Consider the following 24,749-nt stretch of genomic DNA (forward strand, 5'->3'; position numbering starts at 1 on the left):
GATCGGGCGATGCGGCGAATCATAACAACCGCGCCTTAACCCTGCCTGAATCCCTGCAAACGCGACGGTCGGGCAGCAATGGCCAGGCGGCGCTGGGCGTGGGGCGGCGGGCCAGCTATAATCAGCGACTTTTTCCAACTGCCAGACTTGCGCCGCCCATGACAGAGTCCGTGCTCGACTACATGACCCGCCTCGGCGAAGCCGCCCGCCGCGCTTCGCGTGTGATCGCCCGTGCCAGCACCGCGCAGAAGAACCATGCGCTGCAGGCTGCTGCCGACGCCCTGGATGGCGCCCGCCGTGAGCTGGTCGCCGCCAATGAGCTGGACCTGGCCGCGGCCCGCGCCAATGGCCTGGAACCGGCCATGGTCGACCGCCTGGCGCTGACCCCGGCAGTCATCGACAGCATGATCGAGGGCCTGCGCCAGGTCGCGACCCTGCCTGACCCCATCGGCGAGATTCAGGGCATGCGCTACCTGCCCTCGGGTATTCAGGTCGGCAAGATGCGCGTGCCGCTGGGTGTGATCGGCATCATCTACGAGTCGCGGCCCAATGTGACCATAGATGCCGCCAGCCTGTGCCTGAAATCCGGCAACGCAACTATCCTGCGCGGTGGCTCCGAGGCCATTCATTCCAATCAGGCGATTGCCCAGTGCATCCAGCAGGGCCTGGCCGCCGCTGGCCTGCCGGCTGAGGCGGTGCAGGTGGTGGAAACCACCGACCGCGCTGCGGTCGGCGCGTTGATCACCATGCCCGAGTTTGTCGATGTCATCGTGCCGCGTGGTGGCAAGGGCCTGATCGAGCGCATCAGCCGTGACGCCAAGGTGCCGGTGATCAAGCACCTGGACGGCGTCTGCCATGTCTACATCGACGTAGCGGCCGATATCGACAAGGCCATCCGCGTCGCCGACAACGCCAAGACCCAGCGTTACTCGCCCTGCAATACCATGGAAACCCTGCTGGTGCATGCCGCCATTGCGGCGCGCGTGCTGCCGCCGCTGGCCGCCATCTACCGCGACAAGGGCGTTGAGCTGCGTGGCGACGCCGCGACCCGCGCACTGCTGGGCAGCGATGTGCTGGAAGCGAGCGAGGACGACTGGTTTGCCGAGTACAACGCGCCGATCCTGGCGATTCGCATTGTCGATTCCCTGGATGCGGCCATCGAGCACATCAATCACTACGGCTCGCAGCACACCGATGCGATCATCACCGAGCACTTCAGTGATGCCCGCCGCTTCCTCACCGAAGTGGATTCCGCCTCGGTGATGGTCAATGCCTCGACCCGTTTCGCTGATGGCTTCGAGTATGGCCTGGGCGCCGAAATCGGCATTTCTACCGATAAGCTGCATGCCCGCGGGCCGGTGGGGCTGCTTGGCCTGACCAGCGAGAAGTACGTGGTGTTCGGCGACGGACATATCCGCACCTGATGGCCCGACGCATAGGCCTGCTCGGCGGGACCTTCAACCCGGTGCATATCGCCCATCTGCGCGCGGCACTGGAAGTGGTGGATTTCATGGGGCTGGACGAGTTGCGTCTGGTCCCCAGTGCCCGCCCGCCGCACCGTGAGGCGCCGCAGGTGAGCGCCGAGCAGCGCCTGGCGATGGTCGAACTGGCCGTGGCAGACGAACCGCGCTTGTGCGTCGATGACCGCGAGCTGCGCCGGGACAAACCGTCCTACAGCATCGACACCCTGGAGTCGTTGCGCGGCGAACTGGCCGCCGACGATCAGCTATTTTTGATTCTTGGCTGGGACGCCTTTTGTGGGCTGCCCGGCTGGCACCGCTGGCAGGACCTGTTACTGCATGCGCACATTCTGGTGCTGCAGCGGCCGGATGCTGACAGTGATGCGCCGCAGGCGCTGCGTGACCTGCTGGCGGCGCGCAGCGTGAGTGACCCCCTGACCCTGAAAGGGCCGGGGGGGCAGATTTCCTTCATCTGGCAGGCACCGCTCGCGGTGTCGGCCACCCAGATCCGCACCCTGCTGGGGCGCGGAACGTCGGTACGGTTTCTCGTGCCCGATGCGGTGCTGGCCTATATCCATGCGCACGGACTGTACCGTGCGTCGAACTGAACATGAGGCACACGAGTTAGTCATGACAACCCCGAAAATGCTCAGCGAAGACCTGGTCAAACTGGCCATCGCTGCCCTGGAAGAAATCAAGGCGCAAGACATCGTCACCATCGATGTACGCGAAAAAACCAGCATCACCGACTTCATGCTGATCGCCAGCGGCACCTCCAGCCGCCACGTCAAGTCGCTGGTCGACAACGTGCTGGAGAAGGTCAAGGAGCAGGGCGTGCGCCCGCTCGGCAGTGAAGGTCTGGACACCGGCGAATGGGCACTGCTCGACCTGGGCGATATCGTCGTCCACGTCATGCTGCCGACCGCTCGTCAGTTCTATGACCTCGAACGCCTGTGGCAAGGCGCTGAGCAGAGCCGTGCGCAGTTCAGTGCCGAGCCGGGCGCCGAGCAGGAATAAGGACCGCCCGCCGTGCGCATCAAACTGATCGCCGTGGGCTCGCGCATGCCGCGCTGGGTCGAGGAAGGCTGGCAGGAGTACGCCAAGCGTATGCCGGCCGAGCTGAGCCTGGAACTGGTGGAGATCCCCCTGACCACGCGCGGCAAGAATGCCGACGTGGCGCGGATGATCCGCCAGGAAGGCGAGGCCATGCTGGCCAAGGTGCTGCCCGGCGAGCGCATCGTTACCCTCGAGGTGCAGGGCCGCCCCTGGAGCACCGAGCAGTTGGCTGTGGAACTGGATAAATGGCGCTTGGATGCGCGCACCGTCAACCTTATGGTAGGCGGGCCAGAGGGCCTGGCGCCCGAGGTTCAGGCACGCAGCGAACAACGCTGGTCGCTGTCGCCGCTGACCCTGCCGCACCCGCTGGTACGGATACTCATCGGCGAGCAGATGTACCGGGCCTGGACAGTCTTGTCCGGCCATCCTTACCACAAATAACAGCAGTCGCCGATGCCGCAGCCGATTCGCCTCAAAGACCACGAGAAAGATGCCCGCATGGTGCGCAAGCGCGCCCTGGTGGGCGGTATCGTGTTCCTCTTGCTGACGGCGGTACTGATTGCGCGCATGTACTACCTGCAGGTGGTGCAGTTCGAGTACCACAGTACCTTGGCGGAAAATAACCGTATCCATGTGCAGCCGGTGCCGCCTACCCGTGGGCTGATCTTCGACCGCAATGGGGTGATCGTCGCCGACAACCGGCCGAGCTTCAGCCTGACCCTGACCCGTGAGCGGGCCGGCGACTGGCGCCAGGTGCTGGACGTGATTGTCGAGGTGCTGGGCCTCAGCGAGGAGGATCGGGCGCTGTTCGAGCGGCGTGTACGCCAGGGACGTCGGCCATTCGAGCCGGTGCCCGTGCTGTTCGAGCTGAGCGAAGAGCAGATCGCGCGCATTGCCATCAACCAGTTCCGCCTGCCGGGCGTGGAAGTGGCGGCGCAGCTGGTGCGGCATTATCCGTTGGGTGACCACTTCGCCCACTCGGTCGGCTATGTGGGGCGGATCAACGAGAAGGAACTCAGTGACCTCGATCCGGTGGCCTACAGCGGTACTCATCACATTGGCAAGACCGGCATCGAGCGCTTCTACGAAGCACAGTTGCATGGCGAAGTGGGCTACGAAGAGGTCGAGACCAATGCCCGTGGGCGCGTGCTGCGGGTGCTCAAGCGCACCGACCCGCTGCCGGGCAGGGACATTGTGCTGACCCTCGATTCGCGCCTGCAGGAGGCGGCTGAAGCTGCGCTGGGCGGGCGCCGTGGTGCGGTGGTGGCGCTGCAGCCGCAAACCGGCGAGGTGCTGGCCATGGTCAGTCAGCCAAGCTTCGATCCCAACCCCTTTGTCACCGGCATCGGCTTCAAGGCCTATGCCGATTTGCGCGACTCGATCGACCGGCCACTGTTCAACCGCGTGCTACGCGGGCTCTACCCGCCGGGCTCGACGATCAAGCCGATGGTCGCCGTAGCCGGGCTGGATGCTGGAGTGATCACCCCGCAAACCCGGGTGTTCGACCCCGGCTTCTATCAATTGCCCAACCACAGCCACAAGTACCGCAACTGGAACCGTAACGGCGATGGTTGGGTCGATCTGGAGCTGGCCATCTCGCGCTCCAATGACACCTACTTCTACGACCTGGCACACAAGATGGGCGTGGACCGCATGCACGACTACATGACCCGCTTCGGCCTCGGCCAGCGCGTGTCGCTGGATATGTTCGAGGAAACCGCAGGTCTGATGCCGTCGCGCGACTGGAAGCGGGCTCGTTACCGTCAGCCCTGGTACCCCGGCGAAACCCTGATCCTCGGGATTGGCCAGGGCTACATGCAGACCACGCCGCTGCAGCTGGCTCAGGCCACAGCGCTGATGGCTACCCGCGGCAAGTGGATCCGCCCGCACCTGGCCAAGACCATCGAAGGCCTGCCGGCCGTCGACAGTGACCCGGTGCCGGACATCCAGCTGCGTGATCCCAAGTTCTGGGACTACGGCCGTTTCGGCATGGAGCAAGTGGTGCACGGCCCGCGCGGCACGGCGCGCAAGATCGGTGATGGCTCGCCCTACCGGATCGCCGGCAAGAGTGGTACGGCCCAGGTGGTGGCGATCAAACAGGGCGAGAAATACGACCGCGAGAAGATTCAGGAGCGCCACCGTGACCACGCCCTGTTTGTCGCCTTTGCCCCGGCGGACAACCCGCAGATCGTGGTCTCGGTGATGGTCGAAAACGGCGAGTCCGGTTCCGGCGTCGCCGCACCGGTGGTCAAGCAGGTGATGGATGCCTGGCTGCTCGACGAGAATGGTCAGCTCAAGGCTGAATTTGCTCCACCAGTCAAAGCCGAGGTTGTCCAGCGTGAGCAATAACTTCGACCGTAATCTGTCCAGCGAGGACGTGCTGCGTCGTCGCGCGTCGCTGCTGCAGCGCGTGCACATCGACGGCATCCTGTTGCTGCTGCTGTTGATCCTCGGTGCCGCGAGCCTGTTTATCCTGTACTCGGCCAGCGGCAAGAATATCGACCTGCTGATGAAGCAGGCCAGCTCCTTCGGTCTTGGCCTGATCGGTATGCTGGTCATCGCCCAGTTCGAGCCGCGCTTTATGGCGCGCTGGGTACCCTTGGCCTATGTGGGCGGGGTTGGTTTGCTGGTAGTGGTCGATGTCATGGGCCACAACGCCATGGGCGCGACCCGCTGGATCAATATTCCCGGGGTGATTCGCTTCCAGCCGTCGGAGTTCATGAAGATCATCATGCCGGCGTCGATTGCCTGGTACCTGGCAAAGCGCAGCCTGCCACCGCGTTTCAAGCATATCTGTGTGGCCATGGCGATGATCGCTACGCCCTTCGTGCTGATTCTGCTGCAGCCAGACCTGGGCACCTCGCTGTTGGTGCTGGCCGCCGGTTGTTTCGTGCTGTTTATTGCCGGGCTGCAATGGCGCTGGATTCTCGGTGCCGCAGCGGCGGTGGTGCCGATAGCCGTCGGTATGTGGTTTTTCGTGCTGCGCGAATACCAGAAGCAGCGGGTGCTGACCTTCCTCAACCCGGAGAGTGACCCGCTGGGCTCGGGCTGGAACATCATCCAGTCCAAGGCCGCCATCGGCTCCGGCGGCGTGCTGGGCAAGGGCTGGTTGCTGGGCACCCAATCGCACCTGGATTTTCTGCCCGAGAGCCACACCGACTTCATTATCGCTGTACTTGCCGAAGAGTTCGGCTTGGTGGGCGTGTGCCTGCTTTTGTTGCTTTATATGTTGCTGATAGCCCGCGGGCTGGTGATTACCGTGCAAGCGCAGACGCTGTTCGGTAAGCTTCTCGCCGGTGCACTGACCATGACGTTCTTCGTCTATGTGTTCGTCAATATCGGCATGGTCAGTGGGTTGTTGCCGGTGGTGGGGGTCCCGCTGCCGTTCATCAGTTACGGGGGCACCTCGCTGATCACGCTATTGGCTGGGTTCGGCATCCTGATGTCGATCCACACTCACCGTAAATGGATTACACAAGCTTAAATTGGGGTTATGAATTCAATGCAGATTTTGCGTCGCTGGGCTTCACGGCATGCGCCCTGGGTCGGTTTGGTCGGGGTGTTCGGGTGTGCCCAGCAGGCCATGGCCGCGGATTACGACAATGCACCGCTGGTCAACGAGTTCATTGCTGAAATGACCCGCGACTACGGCTTCGCCAGTGAGCAACTGGTCAGCCTGTTCGGCGAGGTCGAGCGCAAACAGGCGATTCTCGACGCCATTTCGCGGCCCGCCGAGCGGGTCAAACCCTGGAGCGAATACCGCCCGATCTTCATCACCGATTCGCGTATCGCCCGCGGTGTCGACTTCTGGCGTGAGCACGAGGAGGCCCTGCGCAAGGCTGAGCAGGATTACGGCGTACCGGCCGAGATGATCGTCGCGATCATCGGTGTGGAAACTTTCTACGGCGGCAACACCGGTAACTACCGGGTCGTCGATGCGCTGTCGACCCTGGCGTTCGATTATCCGCCGCGTGCGCCCTTCTTTCGTAAAGAGCTGCGCGAGTTCCTCATGCTGACCCGCGAAGAGCAGGTCGACCCGCTCACCCTCAAGGGCTCCTATGCCGGTGCCATGGGCCTGCCGCAGTTCATGCCGAGCAGCTTTCGCGCCTACGCGGTGGACTTCGATGGCGACGGTCACATCAATATCTGGACCAACCCTACCGATGCCATCGGCAGTGTTGCCAGCTACTTCAAACGCCACGGCTGGCAGCCGGGCGAGCAGGTCGCCAGCCGCGCCACGGTCAAGGGTGAGCAGGCCGATCAAGGTCTGACCCAGGGCCTCGACCCGGTCTCGACTGTGGGCCAGTTACGCGCCCTGGGCTGGTCGACAGAGGACGCTCTGAGCGACGAGCTGCCGGTGACTGCATTTCGTCTGGAAGGCGCCGAAGGTGCCGAATACTGGATGGGCCTGCCGAACTTCTTCGTCATCACCCGCTACAATCGCAGTGTGATGTATGCCATGGCGGTCAATCAGTTGGCTGAGTATCTGGTCACTGCGCGGGGGGCGCGTTAATGCTTCGTCTGCCGTTCAAGCTCGCGGCCTGCGCCAGTCTGGCATTGGCCCTGGCCAGTTGCTCGTCGAACCGTGCTCCACAGCCGGGTGTTGCCGTGCCGCAGGCCTCGGGCGGGATTTCTGGCCCGACCAACTACAGCCAGCCGCACAAGGACGGCGCGCCCTGGTGGGACGTGGACGTTTCGAAGATTCCCGACGCCGTGCCCATGCCGCACTACGGCGCGGTCAAGGCCAGCCCCTACAGCGTGTTCGGCAAGCAGTACTACCCGATTCCCGATGCACGGCGTTACACCGCGGTAGGTCCGGCGAGCTGGTACGGCACCAAGTTTCATGGCCAGGCCACGGCCAACGGCGAAACCTACGACCTCTATGGCATGACAGCCGCGCACAAGACCTTGCCGCTGCCCAGCTATGTACGGGTGACCAACCTGGAGAATGGCAAGTCGGCGATCCTGCGGGTCAATGACCGTGGGCCGTTCTACTCTGACCGCATCATCGACCTGTCTTTCGCCGCGGCGAAGAAACTCGGCTATGCCGAAAGTGGTACGGCGCGGGTCAAGGTTGAGGGCATCGACCCCCATGAGTGGTGGGCACAGCAGGGTAAAACGGTGCCGATGATGATGGCCGGCACCCCCAAATCTGCCGTGGCCCAGCCGGTCGCGCAGTCGATCAGCCAGCCGCTGGAAACCTATTCGCCACCGCCCCAGCAACATGCCGCGGCCGTGGTGCCAGTGCAGATCGACGCAAAAAAAAACGCTTCACTCGCAGCCTCTGGCCTGTATCTCCAGGTGGGCGCCTTCGCCAACCCGGACGCTGCGGAGCTGCTCAAGGCCAAGCTGAGCGATACGGTGAGTGCCCCGGTGTTCATCAGCTCAGTGGTGCGCAACCAGCAGATTCTGCACCGCGTGCGCCTCGGGCCGATTCCCAGCCAGGGCGAGGCTGAGCAACTGCAGAGCAGCGTACGCCTGGCCAATCTGGGCCAGCCCACGCTGGTAAAGGGCGACTGACGGGCAACTAATCGCCCGCCAGCCTGCCTAAGCAGCGAGCTGCGCCGCTTCAGAGCGCGCGCAGCACCGTATAACTTGCCCTTTCGGGTCCGTTCGACCATCAGCAACCTCAGAGAGACGGATGAATATCACCAGCTTTACGCAGCGCATTTTCCTCACATTTCTCCTGCTCGCCGCCCCGGCTGCCTGGGCCAACCAGACGGTGGTCCCCGCACCGCCGCAACTGGCGGCCAAGTCCTATGTCCTGATGGACGCTGCCAGTGGCAAGGTGCTGGTCGAGAACAACGGTGACCAGCGTCTGCCGCCTGCCAGCCTGACCAAGTTGATGACTGCCTATATCGCTACCCTGGAGATCCGCAAGGGCCAGATCGGCGAGCAGGACATGGTCACCGTCAGCGAGAAAGCCTGGCGCACCGGCGGCTCGCGCATGTTTATCCAGGTCAATACCCAGGTAAGCGTGAGTGACCTGCTGCACGGCATCATCATTCAGTCGGGGAACGATGCCAGCGTGGCTATCGCCGAGCACATCGCCGGTAGCGAAGAAGCCTTTGCCGACATGATGAATGCCGCGGCGCAGCGTCTGGGCATGGTCAATACGCACTTCGTCAATGCCACCGGTTTGCCGGACCCGGAGCACTACTCCAGTGCCCACGACATGGCCATCCTGGCGCGCGCCATCATCAATGAAGACCCCGAGCACTACGCGATCTACTCGCAGAAGGAGTTCTTCTGGAACAACATCAAGCAGCCCAACCGCAACCTGCTGCTGTGGCGTGACAAGACCGTCGATGGCCTGAAAACCGGCCATACCGAAGAAGCCGGTTTCTGCCTGGTGTCCTCGGCTGTGCGCGATGGCGCGCGGATGATTACCTCGGTATTCGGTACCGTGAGCGAACAGGCTCGTGCTGCTGAAACCCAGAAGCTGCTGACCTACGGTTTCCGCTTCTTCGAAAGCCGCACCTTCTACCAGAAGGGCACCGAGCTGGCTCAGGCCCAGGTGTGGAAAGGCACGACCAACCAGGTCAAGGCCGGTCTGGCCAATGACCTGACCCTGACGCTGCCCAAGGGCCAGATGGAAAAACTGCAAGCCAGCATGACCCTCAACCCGCAGTTGGTTGCGCCCATTGCGCAAGGCGATGTGATCGGCAAGGTGGAAGTGAAACTGGCTGATGAAGTGGTGCACAGCGCTGACCTGGTCGCCCTGGAAACCGTCGAAGAAGGCGGCTTCTTCCGTCGCCTGTGGGACGGCGTGCGCTTGTTCTTCTTCGGCCTGTTCAATTGATCTGAAGACCGCGCCCCGTCTGGGGCGCATGTGAAGGACAGGCCACGTGCCTGCATGAGCCATGACTGAGACCGATACCCAAGCGCCGAAAATCGAGTTCCCCTGCGAGCGTTACCCGATCAAGGTGATCGGTGAGGCGGGCGAGGGCTTCCATGAACTGGTGATCGAAGTGATCCAGCGCCATGCGCCGGATTTCGACGCCACCTCTCTGGTTGCCCGCGACAGCCGCACGGGTCGCTTTCTGTCGGTGCAGGTGCTGATCACCGCTACCGGCATCGAGCAGCTGCAAGCGATCAATGCTGACCTGCGCGCCACCGGCCGCGTACACATGGTGCTCTAGTGCCGGACTGCGTGGTACGCCATCTTGGTTTGGCGGATTACCTGCCGACCCTGGAAGCGATGCGTCGCCTGACCGCCGAGCGCGATGAGCACACGCCCGATGAAATCTGGCTGCTGCAACACCCGCACGTGTTCACCCAGGGGCAGGCCGGCAAGGCCGAGCACCTGCTGGCGCCCGGCGATATTCCCGTGATTCAGGTTGAGCGCGGCGGTCAGGTGACCTACCACGGCCCAGGCCAGTTGGTGGCCTATCTTATGCTCGATCTGCGCCGTCTGGGCCTGGGCGTGCGTGAGCTGGTGTCGGCCATGGAGCTAAGTCTGGTCGACCTGTTGGCCAGCTATGGCGTCGAGGCTGCGCCGAAAGCCGATGCTCCGGGAGTCTATGTCAATGGCGAGAAGATCGCGTCGCTGGGCTTGCGGGTGCGCCGCGGCTGCTCGTTCCATGGCCTGGCGCTCAATGTGGACATGGACATGTCGCCGTTCGCGCGTATCAACCCGTGCGGTTACAGTGGGCTGAAGATGGTCCAACTCAAGGACCTTCTGGAAACACCCGCCCCGCTAGATGAGGTGGCGCAGCGTCTGGAATTGGCTCTACGCAAACAGTTGGGCTACCCGTAGGGTGCGCCGTGCGCACCAACGCTGGTTGCAGGGCGCACCCTACGACCGTGGGATAGCGCCGCAACGAGAAAGGGACGCCGAGACGTCCCTTTTTTACGTATGCGTTGCAGGCCTGTAGGAGCGAATTTATTCGCGATAATGTCGTGAGCTTCGCGAATAAAGGCTAGGCGCCCCCTTCGCTCCTACAACCAGCGGTTTGGACCGCTGTAGCCTGGGTTAGCCGAAGGCGTAACCCGGGAGTCGTCAGTTCAGGTTAAGCGCCGGAATCAGGTTGTTATCCTGCGACTGACCCGGAACCGCTACAGGGGCAGCGAGGCCCAGGTTGTTCTTTTCGAACACCCGGTCGGCGCGGTAGCTGGAGCGTACCAGCGGGCCGGCGGCGACTTCCATAAAGCCTTTTTCCAGGCCGATCTCGCGAAAGCGGTTGAATTCTTCCGGGCTGACCCAGCGCTGCACTTTCAGGTGATTGCGCGTGGGTTGCAGGTACTGGCCTAGGGTGAGGATGTCCACGCCGATGGCACGCAGATCATCCATGGTCTCGAGCACTTCCTCGTCGGTCTCGCCCAGGCCAAGCATCAGGCTGGTCTTGGTCAGCATGGCCGGACGGTGGCGCTTGGCGTGGGCCAGCACATTCAGGGTCTTTTCGTAGCCGGCACGCGGGTCACGCACGACGTGGGTCAGGCGCTTGACCGTCTCGACGTTCTGCGCGAACACCTCAAGGCCGGAATCGACCACACGCTCAATGGCTTGCAGATCGCCGTCGAAGTCCGGGGTCAGGGCTTCGACCACCACCTGCGGGGTGTTCTCCTTGATCGCGCGGACGCAGGCGGCGTAGTGCGCAGCACCGCCATCGTCCAGGTCGTCGCGGTCCACCGAGGTCAGCACGATATAGCGCAGCGCCATCAGCTCAACCGATTTGGCGGTGTTCTGTGGTTCTTCCAGGTCCAGCCAACCGTTCGGGTTACCGGTATCTACCGCGCAGAAGCGGCAGGCGCGGGTGCAGACCGAGCCCATCAGCATGATGGTTGCCGTGCCATTGGACCAGCATTCACCCATGTTCGGGCAATGGGATTCCTGGCAGACCGTGCTCAGACGGTGCTCGCTGACATTGCGCTTGACCGCCTCGAAACGACTCCCGCCCGGCGCCTTGACGCGCAGCCACTTGGGCTTGGGCTCGAAGACCTGGGGCTCGGCCGATGCGCGACGCTTCTGGCCATCCTTGATCGCAGTAATACCCTGGGCAGTGCGGAACTTTGCGCCGCTGGCAACTGGGTTGGACGAGGGTGTGTCTGACATCGGAAAGGGCTCCGGTAGAGGCTCCGTTGGCGAGGGGCTTTTGGCCGCCGCGCAGTCTACCACAGAAGGTATTCGCACCAACTGTGGCCTGGGTTTAGCCCAGGCCAGGCCTAGGGTCTGTTGACGTTTCGTTCGCGGCAACGCGGCTCGCGACGAAACGTCAACAGACCCTAGCGCGTGCGCAGTTGCTGCAGCAGGTTCTCGTCAGGATAGCCATCGGCAGGCCAGTTCAGTTGCAGCTGCAAGGTACGAATGGCCTTGCGCGTGTTGGCGCCGATGATGCCGTCTGCTGGGCCTGGGTCGAAGCCTTTGGCGGCGAGGCGCTCTTGCAGTTCGATGCGCTCACTACGGCCGAGCTGGCGATCATCGCGCGGCCAGGCGGCCTGAACGCTGTCGCCACCGCGCAGGGCATCGGACAGCAGACCAATAGCCAGGGCATAGGAGGTGGAGTTGTTGTAACGCAGGATGCTGCGGAAGTTGCTCTGCAGCAGGAACGCCGGCCCGCGATGGCCGGCCGGCAGCATCAGCGTGGCCAGGGTGTCGTCGGCCGCCTGCGGGTGGTTCTGGCTATAGGGTGTGACTCCCAGGGCTCGCCACTCGGCGACGCTACGGCGCACCTCCGGGTCGGCCAAGGCGTAATCGAAGCCTTGCGGCAGGCGCACTTCATAACCCCAGGATTGCCCACTCTGCCAGCCGGAGCTTTGCAGGTAGTGGGCTGCAGAAGCCAGGGCGTCGCTTGCGGAGTTCCACAGGTCGCGCTTGCCGTCACCGTCAAAGTCTACGGCATGTTCGTTGTAGGTGGTGGGCATGAACTGGGTCTGGCCCATGGCGCCGGCCCAGGAACCGACCAGGCGTTCCGGGCTGATGTCGCCATGCTGGAGGATCTGTAGCACCGCCAGTAGCTGGCTGCGCCAGAAGGCCTGGCGGCGGCCTTCGTAGGCCAGGGTAGCCAGGGAGCGCACCACGTTATGGGTGCCGATATTGCCGCCGAAGTTACTCTCCAGGCCCCAGATCGCCACCAGTATTTCACTGGCCACGCCGTAGCGTTGTTCGATACGGCTCAGGTCGCCACGCTGTTGCACCAGCAGCACGCGGCCACGGTTGATGCGTGTCTGCGAAACCGCGCCATCCAGGTACTCCCAGACGGGGCGGGTGAACTCCGGCTGGCTGCTGTCGGCCTTGAGCACATCCGGGTTGGGCACGACGCCGGCGAAGGCGCGGTCGAACAGGGCGGGGTCGATACCGGCAGCGATCGCATCACTGCGCAGCAGCGTGCGCCATTCCTCGAAACTGAGCGCTGGTGTCTCAATCGGGGGTGGGGTCGGGGTGGCTACAGCGGCCGTGGCGGTGGCACCTGGCGCCGCTTGCGGCGTTGTAGTCAGCGCCTGGGCGGGTGTGTCGGCACAGGCCGTCAACAGCAGCAGAAGGCTGGCACTGGCCGTGTGGCTCAGGCGGCGGGAGAACAGGTTGGACATGGTGGTCTCAGCACATTTTGCAGGCCGCTACCATAGCACGGATGAGGCGCCATGCGGGCTGTAGCGGGGTTTTCAGGCCGCCATAACGACCGAAGCCTCCCAGTTACGGGAGGCTTCGCGGCGGTAGCTGCCTTTACCTTTGGCGGGTTTTTCCTGTCGCGCGCGAAACAGCGGCTGGGCGATCAGGGATTTGGCCTTGTTCGGCCGGGTGCGCTTGGATGAGGGCATGGTATGACTCCTGGGGTGGTGCGTTCAGGGTTGTGCATGGTCAGACCGGAGAAACCGCGGACGGTTCAGGCGTCGCGTTCGCCGGCAATCGCCAGGCGTTGCCCGGTGATGCTCAGGGTCAGCAGCGCCAGTGCATTCCAGGGGTCGCCGACGGCCTGACCCTTGATCTGCGCATCGATGCGCTGGGCATCTTGCAGCAGCAGTGCCCAGCGACTCGCAGTGTGCCGCTGCAGGGCCTTGCTGACCAGAGGGCGCCGTTTGTCCCAGACCGGTGGGCGAGCGCTGCTGAAGGCTTTTTCCAGGGGGATGCCCTGGGCAAATTGCTGGGCGATACCGGCCAGCAGGCGTATTTCGCGGGCCAGGGCCCAGAGGATGACCGGCGGCTCGACCCCTTCACCGCGCAAGCCTTCGAGCATGCGCAGGGCATGGGCAGCCTCGCCGTTGAGGGCGGCATCGATCAGGCCGAAGACGTCGAAGCGCGCACTGTCGGCAACCGAGGCGTGCACGGTGTTGGCGTCGATCTGGTTGCCATCGGCCAGCAGCTTTAGTTTTTCGATTTCCTGGGCAGCGGCCAGCAGGTTGCCCTCTACGCGCACGGCGATCATGTCCACGGCTTCCTGGCTGGCGCTCAGACCGGCCTGGCTCAGGCGTTGGCGGATCCACTGCGGTAGCTGGTGGGCATCCACCGGCCAGATCTGGATAAACTGGCTGTGCGGGCCTTCGATCAGCGCCTTGGCCCACTTGCTCTTCTGGGTGCTGCCATCGAGCTTGGGCAGGCTGATCAGCAGCACCGTGTCTTCGGGCGGGCGGGCCAGGTATTCAAGCAGGGCAGCGGCCCCCTTGTCGCCGGGTTTGCCCGATGGCAGGCGCAGTTCGAGCAGGCGCTTGTCGGCGAACAGCGACATGCTGGCGCCGGCCTGCAGCAGGTTGCCCCAGTCGAAGTTGGCTTCGGCGTTGAACACCTGGCGTTCGCTGAACTGCTGCTCACGCGTAGCGGCGCGGATGGCGTCACAGACTTCCTGGCACAGCAGGGCTTCGTCACCGCTGACCACGTAGACGCAGGCGAGCGCACCTTGCAGGTGCTTGCCGAGTTGGGCGGGGTTGAGTTTCATCAGGCTTCAGCGCAGCGGGGCCGCATCAGGCGGCCCCGTTGGATCACGGGCGCGGCAGTTCGATAGGCGACTGCTGCGGCTGGGCAGCCTCACGCTGGCGTGCGGCTTCCAGGGCGTCGGCTTCTGCTTGGGCCTTGGCTTCGGCGGTCTGCTGCAGGGTGTCCAGCTGGGCCGGCGTGATCTGCCGCAGGCGTTGGGCCAGTTGCTGTACCAGGTCGCGGCGCATCTCACTGCGTACTTGGTTGGCTTCCTGGTCGGAGCCGATCAGGTTGTTACCGTCCTGGTTATAGATGCCCTGGACTTCGATGCTGTTGCTCATCAGCAGCAGGTTCTTGGCGCCGCGGATCTCGTAGTCGAGTGTGGTGGTCAGCTGGTACTCGGCGCTGCGGGCGGCGCTGGTGTAGCTGGCGGTACGCTGGGTTTCCTGCTCGCGGGCCAGAAACAACTTGTATTCGGCGCCTGGGTAGACGCGTACATCGTTGGCTTCGAGCACCTGGGTGAGCTGGGTGACGGTGTCGCCATAGGCATTGCGGGCGCTGACGTCGAGTTCTTTGAGGGCGAACTCGATGTCACCCGTGCCGCGCAGCTGGAAGCCGCAGGCGCCGAGCAGTGCGGCGAGGCCGATTACCAACAGGTTCCGTTTGATCATTTTTCAGTATCCCCTAGTCGAACTTCCTGGCGCGTCCGGAGGGGCGCGCCGGGCCTAATCAGTTGGCGACGATATTAACCAGCTTGCCGGGCACCACAATCACTTTGCGGATGCTCAGCCCTTCGGTGAAACGCAGCACGTTCTCGTTGACCCGTGCGGCGGCCTCGATTTCTTCGCGGCTGGCGCTGGCCGGCATGTCGATCTGTCCACGCAGCTTGCCATTGACCTGCACCACCAGGGTCAGGTTGTCCTGCACCAGGGCGCTGTCGTCGACTGCCGGCCAGGCGGCGTCGATGATCACGTCCTCATGGCCCAGCTCCTGCCACAGTTCGTGGCTGATATGCGGGGTGATCGGGGCGAGCAGCAGCGCCACGGTTTCCAGCCCTTCCTGGAGCAGGGCGCGATCCTGCGCGCTGTCCTGGGCTGCCTTTTCCAGCACGTTCATCAGGGTCATCACCTGGGCGATGGCGGTGTTGAATTTGTGGTGCTGGCCAATATCCTGGGTCGCTTGGCGAATCGCTTGGTGTATGGCGCGGCGCACGTCTTTCTGTACGTCGCTCAGGCTGGCTGTATCCAGTGCCGCGGGCAGACCTTTGCCGACATGCCCGTGGGCCAGACGCCAGACACGGCGCAGGAAGCGGTTGGCGCCTTCGATGCCGGCGTCGGACCATTCGCAGCTCATGTCAGGCGGCGAGGCGAACATCATGAACAGGCGGCAGGTGTCGGCGCCGTAGGCATCAATCATCGCCTGCGGGTCGACGCCGTTGTTCTTCGACTTGGACATCTTTTCGGTGCCACCGATTTCCACCGGCAGGCCGTCGCTCGCCAGTTTGGCGGCGATGACCTTGCCCTTGGCGTCGCGCTCGATCTCGACGTCGGCCGGGTTGAACCAGTCCTTGCCGCCGTTTTCCAGCACGCGGTAGTAAGTCTCGGCGACGACCATGCCCTGGGTCAGCAGGTTCTTGAACGGCTCATCGGACGACAGCAAGCCTTCATCGCGCATCAGCTTGTGGAAGAAGCGCGCGTAGAGCAGGTGCAGGATGGCGTGTTCGATGCCGCCGATGTACTGATCCACCGGCAACCAGTGGTTGGCGGCGGCCGGGTCGACCATGCCGCCGGTGTAGTGCGGCGAGGCGTAGCGGGCGAAGTACCAGGACGATTCCACGAAGGTGTCCATGGTGTCGGTTTCGCGCTTGGCCGGGGCGCCGCATTGCGGGCAGCTGCATTCGTAGAATTCGGGCATGCGCGCCAAAGGCGAGCCGGCGCCGTCGGGCACCACGTCTTCGGGCAGTACGACCGGCAACTGGTCTTCCGGCACCGGCACGTCACCGCAGCTCTCGCAGTGCACGATCGGGATCGGGCAGCCCCAGTAGCGCTGGCGGCTGATGCCCCAGTCGCGCAGGCGGAACTGGGTGCGCGATTTGCCGAGGTGTTTTTTCAGCAGGGCGACTTCAATGGCGTCGAAGGCGCCGACGAAGTCCAGGCCGTCGAATTCGCCGGAATTGATCAGCGTGCCGTGCTCGCCATAGGCGGCCTGCCACTCGCTGCCGACTTCATCGCCGGCGCTGGTGCGTACCACGGCCTTGATCGGCAACTGGTACTTGCTGGCGAACTCGAAGTCGCGTTCGTCGTGGGCCGGGACTGCCATTACCGCGCCGTCGCCGTAGTGCATCAACACGTAGTTGGCGACCCACACCGGCAGCTTGTCGCCAGTCAGTGGGTGTTCGACGAACAGCGGCGTCGGCATGCCGCGTTTTTCCTGGGTGGCGACGTCGGCTTCGGCCACGCTGCCACTCTTGCATTCGTCGATAAAGGCTTGCAGCTCAGGGTTGCCTTGCGCCGCCAGGGTGGCCAGCGGATGCTCGGCGGCCACTGCGACATAGGTCGCGCCCATCAGGGTGTCGGGGCGGGTGGTGAAGACATTGAGCTTGCCGGCGCTGCCGATGCTGGCGACGTCGTAGGGGAAGCTGACTTCCATGCCGCGGGATTTGCCGATCCAGTTGCGCTGCATGGTCTTGACCTGTTCCGGCCAGCCATCGAGATCGTCCAGGCTACTCAGCAGCTCTTCCGCGTAGGCGGTGATCTTGAAGTAGTACATGGGGATTTCGCGCTTCTCGATCACCGCGCCACTGCGCCAGCCGCGCCCGTCGATGACCTGCTCGTTGGCCAGCACGGTCTGGTCGACCGGGTCCCAGTTGACGGTGCCGTTCTTGCGGTAGATCACGCCTTTTTCGAACAGGCGGGTGAACAGCCATTGTTCCCAGCGGTAGTAATCCGGCTTGCAGGTGGTGACTTCGCGCGTCCAGTCGATGGCCAGGCCCAGCGACTTGAGCTGGGTCTTCATGTAGGCGATGTTTTCGTAGGTCCACTTGGCCGGGGCGACGTTGTTCTTCATCGCGGCGTTTTCTGCCGGCATGCCGAACGCATCCCAGCCCATCGGCTGCAGCACGTTCTTGCCGAGCATGCGCTGGTAACGGGAAATCACGTCACCGATGGTGTAGTTGCGCACGTGGCCCATGTGCAGCTTGCCGCTCGGGTAGGGGAACATCGACAGGCAATAGAACGTCTCCTTGCCGGGCTGCTCGCTCACTACAAAGGATTTCTGCGCGTCCCAGTGGGACTGCGCGGCGGCTTCGATTTCGCGTGGCTGATACTGTTCGTGCATGGCTACTTGCGCTAGGTGTGAGGGGCTTACACAGGGCGTGTCGGGCTGTCGACGTTCGAGTAGCGGGCGAGGTGCCGGAGGCATGGATGGCAGCGCCGATCATTGATCGACAGGGCTGCAGGCCGGCTCCCGCCTGTGCTCGTGGCGCGTTCGCACGGCCTGTTCGGGAAACGCCGTAGCATACATGACCCCCCTTGATGGAGGGAAACTCTGATTGTTGCCTGGGCTACATCTGCCGCCGTCTGTCGCAGCAGCCTCCTGCAGTGGAGGCGAGCGCTAAGCTTGTAGTGGGGGCGCATTGCGGTGGCCCCAGGCGAGGTAGAGACATGGCCGATGGTCAGCGAAAAGAGGCAGGCGAGGGCGTTTACGAGCGTCTGCTGCAGCGTCTTGCTCTGGCCCTCGATGAAGCGGACAGTTTGCGTGGCTTGTCCAGTGTGCCGCCTGGCGAGATGGAGCTGCGTGACCTTACCTCGGCAGAGCTGCAGTTGATTCGTGCCTACCTGGACCGCGACCTGAGCTGGTTGCGGGGCTGGCATGCGGCGGCGGAGGAGTTGGCGCAGATCAGTCGTACCGCCGAGCTACCCAGCGTCATTCCGGCCCCCGTCGTCCATGGGCAGCGCCTGGAACTCTGCTGCGCGCTGTGCGAAGCACCTGCCGACTGGCATCCGGGCCTGGGCGTGCTGGCCTGTGGCGCCTGCGGAGCAAAGCTGTTTCGTGCTCGCCCGCCGGGCTAATGAGCGGCTAGGCTATGGCACCTTGCCCGGAGGCGCCCATGCCGATTCGCTACATCCTCAAACAGCTATTTATGCCGCCTGGCGTGCTGCTGCTCCTGTTGTTGCTGGCCTGGTGGCTACGCCGACGGGCACCGCGGCTGGCAGCCTGCTGTTTTGTGGCGGGGTTGGGTGGGTTGTGGCTGCTCAGCTTGCCAGTGACGGTGGAAGCCCTGGCCCGCTATCTGGAGCGCGAACCCGTACTCGCCACCAGCGCCTGGCCACAGCTTGCACAGCAGGCCGAGGTGATCGTGGTGCTAGGTGGCGGACGTGAGCGCGATGATCCGGCCTGGGGTGGCGATCAACCGAGCGCCCTGGCACTCGAGCGGATTCGCTACGCCGCGCGCCTGGCCAAGGCGTCCGGCTTGCCGTTGTTGACCAGCGGCGGTCTGCACTATGGTCAGCCGCCCAGTGAGGCGGACCTGGCCGCCGAGGTCCTGGCCACGGATTTTGGTCTGGCCACACGCTGGCGTGAGTCACACAGCCGCACGACCTGGGAAAACGCGGTAAACAGCGCGGCGCTGCTGCGCGAGGCCGGCATTCAGCGGGTGGTGCTGGTCACCCAGGCCTGGCATATGCCGCGAGCGCGTTGGTGTTTCGAGCAGGCCGGGCTGACGGTCGTCCCGGCACCCATGGGCATGCTCGGTGTGGCCAATGGTCGCCCGGCAGGTGGTTGGCTGCCGGAAGGGCGCGCGCTGTGGCAGAGCACGCTGCTGCTCAATGAACTGGCAGGCGCCGTGCTTTACCCGTGGCTATACAGCACGGACTGAGCCGTACATACAGTCAGTAGGGTGCCCCGTGCGCACCACCTAGGCCATCGCCCTGTTTAAAGCGTCTTGGCCATGCGGCTGGCCAACAGCGCCCAGCCGATCAGCAGGGCGCTGAGCAACCAGAGTGGCCAGCCCTGCCAGCGCAGGTAGGGGGTGAGTTGCTGCATGGGCTGCACTTCGCCGTAGAGCACGCCCTGCTCGAACGAGGGGAGCCGCTCGGTAATCCGGCCGAAGGGGTCGATCAGCACGGTGATGCCGTTGTTGGTTGCACGGATCATCCAGCGACCCGCTTCCAGAGCACGCATCTGCGCCATCTGCAGGTGCTGGATGGGGCCGATGGAGCGACCGAACCAGGCGTCATTGCTCACGGTCAGAAGCAGGTCGCTCTGGGCGGAGAGGCTGGCGGCGAAATCCGGGTAGACCACTTCGTAGCAGATGAAGGCGGCGACCTTGTAGCCCTTGGCTTCCAGCAACACCTGGTCGGCGTTGCCGCGGGCGAAGTCGGACATCGGCAGGTTGAAGAAGGCAATCAGCCCGCGCAGCAGATCCTGCAACGGCACGTATTCACCGAAGGGCACCAGTTTCTGCTTGAGGTAGTCGCCGCTGCCCTGGCCGATCACGCTCAGGGCGTTGTAGTAACGCGGCTCGCCGGCCTCGTTCGGCTGGCGCAGGGGCACGCCGGTGATCAGCGCGGCGCCACGCTCACTGGCAAAGCGGTCCATCACGCTGAGGTAGCCGATGGCCTGGTCCTTGAGCACGGGGACAGCGGTTTCCGGCCAGACGATCAGGTCCGTGCGCTCGGCGCTGAAACTCATATCACGGTACAGCGCCAGTTGCGCGTTGAGCTGGGCGGGGTCCCATTTCAGGTTCTGTTCGACATTGCCCTGCATGGCGGCCACCTTGAGCGGCTCGCCAAAGGGTTTAGTCCAGGCATATCCGCTCAGGGCCAGTCCGGCCAGCCAGGGCGCGATTAGTAACGCGATCCCGGCAGCGAGAAACGCCTTGCGTGCGCGCAAGCGCGGCAGGTTGACCAGCAGTGCGGCGCTCAGGGCCAGGACGAACGACAGCAGCCATACACCGCCCACTGGGGCGAGGCCGGCGAGGGGGCCGTCGAGCTGACTGTAGCCCGCATACAGCCAGGGGAAACCGGTGAGGAACCAGCTACGAAAGTGCTCCTGCAGCAACCACAGTGCGGCGAAAGCCAGGGCGTCGGCCAGTGGCGCCTCGGTACGGCGCAGCCAGCGTGCCCATAGCCAGGCGGCGAGCGCCAGCAACAGGCCGAGGCCGGCGACGAAGCCCAGGGTCAGCAACCCGGCCAGCAATGGCGGCGCCGAGCCGTAATCGTGAATGCTCACATACACCCAACTGGTGCCCGCAGCGAACTGGCCAAAGCCATAGGCCCAGCCGCGCAGCACGGCCTGGCGCGGGCTCAGCTCACGCAAGCCCAGGTAGAACAGGGCGAGCGACACCAGCATCAGCGGCCAGATGTTGTACGGCGCCAGGGCCAGTGGCGTCAGGGCGCCAGCGGCCAGGGCGATAAGCGTGCCGGGCCAGCCGGGGCGGGTAATCCAGTGCATGGGGGCAATCCTGAAAAGGAGGTGTGCGCAACGCTAGTGCTGAACAGCCCGGGCTTTCATGCCCGGGCTTGGCACAGTTAGCGGCTTACCGGGGTCAGGCGCAGCAGGTGCAGACGGCGGCTGTCGGCGTTCAGCACACGGAAGCGGAAACCGCCGATTTCGGTCACTTCATTGCGCTTGGGCAGGTGGCCGAAGGCGCTCATCACCAGGCCGCCGACGGTGTCGAACTCGTCGTCGGAGAACTGACTGCCGAACGACTCGTTGAAGCTGTCGATGGGCGTCAATGCCTTGATCAGGAAGTCACCGCTGGGCAGCGGTTTGATGTAGCTGTCTTCCTCGACATCGTGCTCGTCCTCGATGTCGCCGACGATCTGCTCGAGCACGTCTTCGATGGTCACCAGGCCGGCGACGCCGCCGTATTCATCGATGACCACGGCCATGTGGTTGTGGTTGGCACGAAACTCACGCAGCAGCACATTGAGGCGCTTGGACTCGGGCACGAAGGTGGCCGGGCGCAGCAGGTCCTTGATGTTGAAGTTCGCCTGCTCGCCTTGCAGGATCAGCGGCAGCAGGTCCTTGGCGAGGAGGATGCCGACGACGTCATCCAGGCTTTCGCCGACCACCGGGTAGCGCGAGTGCGCGGCCTCGATGATGGCCGGGAGGAATTCGCGGGGGCTCTGGTTGGCCTTGACGCTCATCATCTGCGAGCGCGGCACCATGATGTCGCGCACCTGCAGGTCGGCGACCTGGATGGCCCCTTCGACGATGGCCAGTGCTTCGCTGTCGAGCAGCTTGTTCTGGTGCGCTTCGCGCAGGACTTCCAGCAGTTCCTGACGGTTCTTCGGCTCGTGAGCAAAAGCCTGGGTCAGTCTGTTAAACCAGGACTTCTGCTCGGTGCTCGATCGGTCTTCGCTCATGGATGGTTACTCAAGGTCCTTGCAGGGTGTGGGTCAGTCATCATAGGGGTCGGGGTGGCCGAGTTCGGCGAGCAGGGCGCGCTCCAGCGCTTCCATTTCTTCGGCCTCGTCATCGTCGATATGGTCGTAGCCAAGCAGGTGCAGGCAGCCGTGGACCACCAGGTGGGCCCAATGGGCGTCCAGGGCCTTGCCCTGTTCGCCGGCTTCGCGCTCGACCACGGGGACGCAGATCACCAGGTCGCCGAGCAGTGGGATGTCGAGCATTTCATCGGGCACATCGGCGGGGAACGACAGCACATTGGTGGCGTAATCACGCTCACGGTAGGTGTGGTTCAGCTCGCGGCCTTCGGCTTCGTCGACCAGGCGAATGGTCAGCTCGGAATCGCCACTGCGCTGGCGCAGCGCCAGCTCGCACCAGTGGCGGAACTGCGCTTCGTCCGGGTGTTTGCCTTCGGTTGCCAGTTGCAGGTCGAGCTCAATCATCGCGGCGCGCGCCTGGGTCGTTGTCGGCTGCCGGGTAGGGGCGGCTCGGCGCTTGGCGCTCTTCAAAACGTTCATAGGCTTCGACGATGCGTTGCACCAGTGGGTGGCGCACCACGTCCTTGGCGAGGAAGTGGGTGAAGCTGATGCCTGGCACGTCCTTGAGCACGTCGATGACGTGGGTCAGGCCGCTCTTGGTGCCGCGCGGCAGGTCGACCTGGGTGATGTCACCGGTGATCACTGCAGTGGAGCCGAAGCCGATGCGGGTGAGGAACATCTTCATCTGTTCCAGAGTGGTGTTCTGGCTTTCGTCGAGGATGATAAAGCTGTTGTTCAAGGTGCGCCCGCGCATATAGGCCAGGGGCGCGACTTCGATCACCTGCTTTTCGATCAGCTTGGCCACCTGCTCGAAGCCGAGCATTTCGTAGAGCGCGTCGTACAACGGGCGCAGATAAGGGTCGATCTTCTGCGACAGGTCGCCGGGCAGAAAACCCAGCTTCTCGCCAGCCTCGACGGCCGGGCGTACCAGCAGGATGCGGCGGATCTGCTCGCGCTCCAGGGCGTCCACGGCGGCGGCGACGGCGAGGTAGGTCTTGCCGGTACCGGCCGGGCCGATGCCGAAGTTGATGTCGTGGTCGAGGATGGCGCGCACATAACGCTGCTGGTTGGCGCCGCGCGGGCGAATCATGCCCTTGCGGGTGCGCAGGGCGATGTTGCTGTGGGCGCTGGGGTTGTTCAGTTCTTCGATGCCGGATTCCTGCAGGAACAGGTGCACCATGTCTGGCGACAGCTCGGTGTTGCCAGCTTCGCGGTACAGGCGGCGCAGCAGGTTCTCGGCGGAGCTGGTCTGCTCAGGTGCGCCCAGCAGCTCGAACTGATTGCCACGGTTGCGGATCTCTATCTCCAGGCGCTGTTCGATCAGGCGCAGGTGCTCGTCGAGCTGCCCGCACAGGTTGGCGAAGCGGCGCGCCTCGAAGGGTTCGAGTATGAAACGATGAGGTTCTATGGGAGCGTTCAAGGTCGTTTGATGGCCGCCAGTCGGCTGGGTTCGTGTCCGGAGAATAACGCCAGCGGGCCGAGCGTGGAAGCTCGGCCGCTGGCTCGTTCACTGTAGAGTCTGTGGCGCGACCAAGGTGCCCCTTAAAGAGTTGGGCATGGCTTCGTCGATATACACGTCGACAAACTGGCCGATCAGGCTCGGATTATCGCTGCGGAAGTTGACCACGCGGTTACTCTCGGTACGGCCCTGGAGCATGCCGGGGTCCTTCTTCGAGTAATCGTTGACCAGGATGCGCTGCACGGTGCCGGCCATCCGTCGGCTGTTCTCGAAACCCTGCTGGGTGATGCGGTGTTGCAGCAGTGCCAGGCGCTGTTTTTTCAGCTCCAGCGGGGTGTCGTCGGGCAGGTCGGCCGCCGGGGTGCCGGGGCGTGCGCTGTAGATGAACGAGTAGCAGAAGTCGAAACCGACATCCTCGACCAGCTTCATGGTCTGCTCGAAGTCCTTCTCGGTTTCACCAGGGAAGCCGATGATGAAGTCCGAGCTGATCAGGATGTCCGGCACGGCGGCGCGCAGCTTGCGGATGCGCGACTTGTATTCCAGGGCTGTGTGGTTGCGCTTCATTGCCGCGAGAATACGGTCCGAGCCCGATTGCACGGGCAGGTGCAGGTATTTCACCAGCTCGGGGATTTCAGCATGGGCCTGGATCAGCGCGTCGGAAAACTCCAGCGGGTGGCTGGTGGTGTAGCGAATACGGTCGATGCCGTCGATGGCCGCGACGGCATACAGCAGCTCGGCAAAGTCGGCGAGCTGGCCGTTGCCGGTGTCGCCGCGATAGCCGTTGACGTTTTGCCCCAGCAGGGTCACTTCACGCACGCCGTGCTCGGCCAGGTGGATGACCTCGGCCAGCACGTCGGCCAGCGGCCGGCTGACTTCCTCACCACGGGTGTAGGGCACCACGCAGAAGGTGCAGTACTTGCTGCAGCCTTCCATCACTGAAACGTAGGCGCTGGGGCCATCGACGCGCGGTTCGGGCAGGCGGTCGAACTTCTCGATCTCGGGGAAGGAAATGTCCACCTGCGGCAGCTTGGTGCTGCGCGCCGCGTCGATCATTTCTGGCAGGCGGTGCAGGGTCTGTGGGCCGAAAACCACGTCGACATAGGGTGCGCGATCACGGATCGCCGCGCCTTCCTGGCTGGCCACGCAACCGCCGACGCCGATCACCAGGTCGGGGTTGGCAATCTTCAGCTTTTGCCAGCGGCCGAGTTGCGAGAAGACCTTGTCCTGAGCCCTTTCGCGGATCGAGCAGGTATTGAGCAGGATGATGTCGGCATCGACCGCGTGCTCGGTGACTTCCAGGGCTTGATGTTCACCCAGCAGATCGACCATGCGCGAGCTGTCGTACTCGTTCATCTGGCAGCCGTGGGTTTCGATATAAAGCTTCTTGGTCATGCGGGCTCAAAAAGGGTGATTCGAAGAACCGCACATTATAGGGGGCTAAGGCGCGGCTTCCTAGCATTGGCTGCTAGGTGGCTATG

General features: G+C 63.8%; 24 protein-coding genes. 13 read left to right on the top strand and 11 right to left on the bottom strand.

The window, feature by feature from the left end:
- Window positions 1–158 precede the first annotated feature (158 nt).
- The 11 genes from BMW49_RS22360 (at window position 159) to lipB (ending at window position 10,275) form a co-directional block, all read left to right on the top strand.
- Window positions 159–1,424: a glutamate-5-semialdehyde dehydrogenase gene (locus BMW49_RS22360; RefSeq protein WP_069521190.1), complete on the top strand. Its 1,266-nt coding sequence runs from the start codon at window positions 159–161 to the stop codon at window positions 1,422–1,424.
- The gene (gene nadD / locus BMW49_RS22365) at window positions 1,424–2,068 is read left to right on the top strand and encodes a nicotinate-nucleotide adenylyltransferase (protein ID WP_069521188.1); all 645 of its coding nucleotides are present in this window, start codon (window positions 1,424–1,426) and stop codon (window positions 2,066–2,068) included. Before BMW49_RS22360 ends, nadD begins: the two co-directional genes overlap by 1 nt.
- Window positions 2,069–2,105: 37 nt before the next feature.
- Window positions 2,106–2,477: a ribosome silencing factor gene (gene rsfS / locus BMW49_RS22370; protein WP_069521223.1), complete on the top strand. Its 372-nt coding sequence runs from the start codon at window positions 2,106–2,108 to the stop codon at window positions 2,475–2,477.
- Between the two features lie 12 nt (window positions 2,478–2,489).
- Complete coding sequence (gene rlmH, locus BMW49_RS22375) at window positions 2,490–2,957, top strand: 23S rRNA (pseudouridine(1915)-N(3))-methyltransferase RlmH (RefSeq protein WP_069521186.1); 468 nt, start codon at window positions 2,490–2,492, stop codon at window positions 2,955–2,957.
- A 12-nt stretch (window positions 2,958–2,969) separates the two neighbouring features.
- On the top strand, window positions 2,970–4,865 hold the full coding sequence (gene mrdA, locus BMW49_RS22380; protein ID WP_069521184.1) for a penicillin-binding protein 2: 1,896 nt from the start codon (window positions 2,970–2,972) through the stop codon (window positions 4,863–4,865).
- Window positions 4,866–4,896: 31 nt separating this feature from the next.
- The gene (gene rodA / locus BMW49_RS22385) at window positions 4,897–6,000 is read left to right on the top strand and encodes a rod shape-determining protein RodA (protein WP_170829067.1); all 1,104 of its coding nucleotides are present in this window, start codon (window positions 4,897–4,899) and stop codon (window positions 5,998–6,000) included.
- An 18-nt stretch (window positions 6,001–6,018) separates the two neighbouring features.
- Entirely contained in the window at window positions 6,019–7,029 is a 1,011-nt protein-coding gene (gene mltB / locus BMW49_RS22390; protein WP_069521180.1) for a lytic murein transglycosylase B, read from the top strand.
- Complete coding sequence (locus BMW49_RS22395) at window positions 7,029–8,036, top strand: septal ring lytic transglycosylase RlpA family protein (RefSeq protein ID WP_069521177.1); 1,008 nt, start codon at window positions 7,029–7,031, stop codon at window positions 8,034–8,036. The genes mltB and BMW49_RS22395 overlap by 1 nt, the downstream gene beginning before the upstream one ends.
- A 121-nt stretch (window positions 8,037–8,157) precedes the next feature.
- Entirely contained in the window at window positions 8,158–9,318 is a 1,161-nt protein-coding gene (locus BMW49_RS22400; RefSeq protein ID WP_069521175.1) for a D-alanyl-D-alanine carboxypeptidase family protein, read from the top strand.
- 61 nt (window positions 9,319–9,379) lie between these two features.
- The gene (locus tag BMW49_RS22405) at window positions 9,380–9,658 is read left to right on the top strand and encodes a DUF493 domain-containing protein (RefSeq protein WP_069521173.1); all 279 of its coding nucleotides are present in this window, start codon (window positions 9,380–9,382) and stop codon (window positions 9,656–9,658) included.
- On the top strand, window positions 9,658–10,275 hold the full coding sequence (lipB, locus tag BMW49_RS22410) for a lipoyl(octanoyl) transferase LipB (RefSeq protein ID WP_069521171.1): 618 nt from the start codon (window positions 9,658–9,660) through the stop codon (window positions 10,273–10,275). Before BMW49_RS22405 ends, lipB begins: the two co-directional genes overlap by 1 nt.
- A 243-nt stretch (window positions 10,276–10,518) precedes the next feature.
- Here lipB and lipA read toward each other — a convergent pair whose 3' ends face one another.
- The 6 genes from lipA to leuS form a co-directional block, all read right to left on the bottom strand.
- Window positions 10,519–11,571: a lipoyl synthase gene (lipA, locus tag BMW49_RS22415; RefSeq protein ID WP_069521169.1), complete on the bottom strand. Its 1,053-nt coding sequence runs from the start codon at window positions 11,569–11,571 to the stop codon at window positions 10,519–10,521.
- Between the two features lie 170 nt (window positions 11,572–11,741).
- Complete coding sequence (locus tag BMW49_RS22420; protein ID WP_069521167.1) at window positions 11,742–13,046, bottom strand: lytic murein transglycosylase; 1,305 nt, start codon at window positions 13,044–13,046, stop codon at window positions 11,742–11,744.
- A 72-nt stretch (window positions 13,047–13,118) separates the two neighbouring features.
- Window positions 13,119–13,274, bottom strand: coding sequence for an alternative ribosome rescue factor ArfA (gene arfA, locus BMW49_RS22425; RefSeq protein ID WP_069521165.1), 156 nt, complete (start codon window positions 13,272–13,274; stop codon window positions 13,119–13,121).
- A gap of 65 nt (window positions 13,275–13,339) precedes the next feature.
- Window positions 13,340–14,386: a DNA polymerase III subunit delta gene (gene holA, locus BMW49_RS22430; protein ID WP_069521163.1), complete on the bottom strand. Its 1,047-nt coding sequence runs from the start codon at window positions 14,384–14,386 to the stop codon at window positions 13,340–13,342.
- A 43-nt stretch (window positions 14,387–14,429) separates the two neighbouring features.
- A complete protein-coding gene (locus tag BMW49_RS22435; protein WP_069521161.1) occupies window positions 14,430–15,035 on the bottom strand; it encodes an LPS-assembly lipoprotein LptE in 606 nt (201 codons plus the stop codon).
- Window positions 15,036–15,093: 58 nt separating this feature from the next.
- On the bottom strand, window positions 15,094–17,700 hold the full coding sequence (gene leuS, locus BMW49_RS22440; RefSeq protein ID WP_069521159.1) for a leucine--tRNA ligase: 2,607 nt from the start codon (window positions 17,698–17,700) through the stop codon (window positions 15,094–15,096).
- Between the two features lie 326 nt (window positions 17,701–18,026).
- On the opposite strand from leuS, the gene BMW49_RS22445 reads away from it, so the two are divergent.
- Both BMW49_RS22445 and BMW49_RS22450 read left to right on the top strand, forming a co-directional pair.
- On the top strand, window positions 18,027–18,434 hold the full coding sequence (locus tag BMW49_RS22445) for a hypothetical protein (RefSeq protein WP_069521157.1): 408 nt from the start codon (window positions 18,027–18,029) through the stop codon (window positions 18,432–18,434).
- 38 nt (window positions 18,435–18,472) lie between these two features.
- On the top strand, window positions 18,473–19,240 hold the full coding sequence (locus BMW49_RS22450) for a YdcF family protein (protein WP_069521155.1): 768 nt from the start codon (window positions 18,473–18,475) through the stop codon (window positions 19,238–19,240).
- A 56-nt stretch (window positions 19,241–19,296) separates the two neighbouring features.
- Here BMW49_RS22450 and lnt read toward each other — a convergent pair whose 3' ends face one another.
- The 5 genes from lnt to miaB all read right to left on the bottom strand — a co-directional run bounded on the left by lnt (window position 19,297) and on the right by miaB (window position 24,663).
- Window positions 19,297–20,817 (bottom strand): apolipoprotein N-acyltransferase, encoded by a 1,521-nt coding sequence (gene lnt / locus BMW49_RS22455; protein ID WP_069521153.1) that lies wholly within the window; start codon window positions 20,815–20,817, stop codon window positions 19,297–19,299.
- A gap of 77 nt (window positions 20,818–20,894) precedes the next feature.
- A complete protein-coding gene (locus BMW49_RS22460) occupies window positions 20,895–21,734 on the bottom strand; it encodes an HlyC/CorC family transporter (RefSeq protein WP_069521152.1) in 840 nt (279 codons plus the stop codon).
- 33 nt (window positions 21,735–21,767) lie between these two features.
- Window positions 21,768–22,217 carry an rRNA maturation RNase YbeY gene (ybeY, locus tag BMW49_RS22465; RefSeq protein WP_069521150.1) on the bottom strand — a complete coding sequence of 150 codons (450 nt, stop codon included), beginning with the start codon at window positions 22,215–22,217 and terminating at the stop codon, window positions 21,768–21,770.
- The gene (locus BMW49_RS22470) at window positions 22,210–23,232 is read right to left on the bottom strand and encodes a PhoH family protein (RefSeq protein WP_069521148.1); all 1,023 of its coding nucleotides are present in this window, start codon (window positions 23,230–23,232) and stop codon (window positions 22,210–22,212) included. Before BMW49_RS22470 ends, ybeY begins: the two co-directional genes overlap by 8 nt.
- Before the next feature lie 87 nt (window positions 23,233–23,319).
- Window positions 23,320–24,663, bottom strand: coding sequence for a tRNA (N6-isopentenyl adenosine(37)-C2)-methylthiotransferase MiaB (miaB, locus tag BMW49_RS22475; RefSeq protein WP_069521146.1), 1,344 nt, complete (start codon window positions 24,661–24,663; stop codon window positions 23,320–23,322).
- Window positions 24,664–24,749: the final 86 nt, after the last annotated feature.

The organism is Pseudomonas cuatrocienegasensis, assembly GCF_900110925.1.
Classification (GTDB): Bacteria; Pseudomonadota; Gammaproteobacteria; order Pseudomonadales; family Pseudomonadaceae; genus Aquipseudomonas; species Aquipseudomonas cuatrocienegasensis.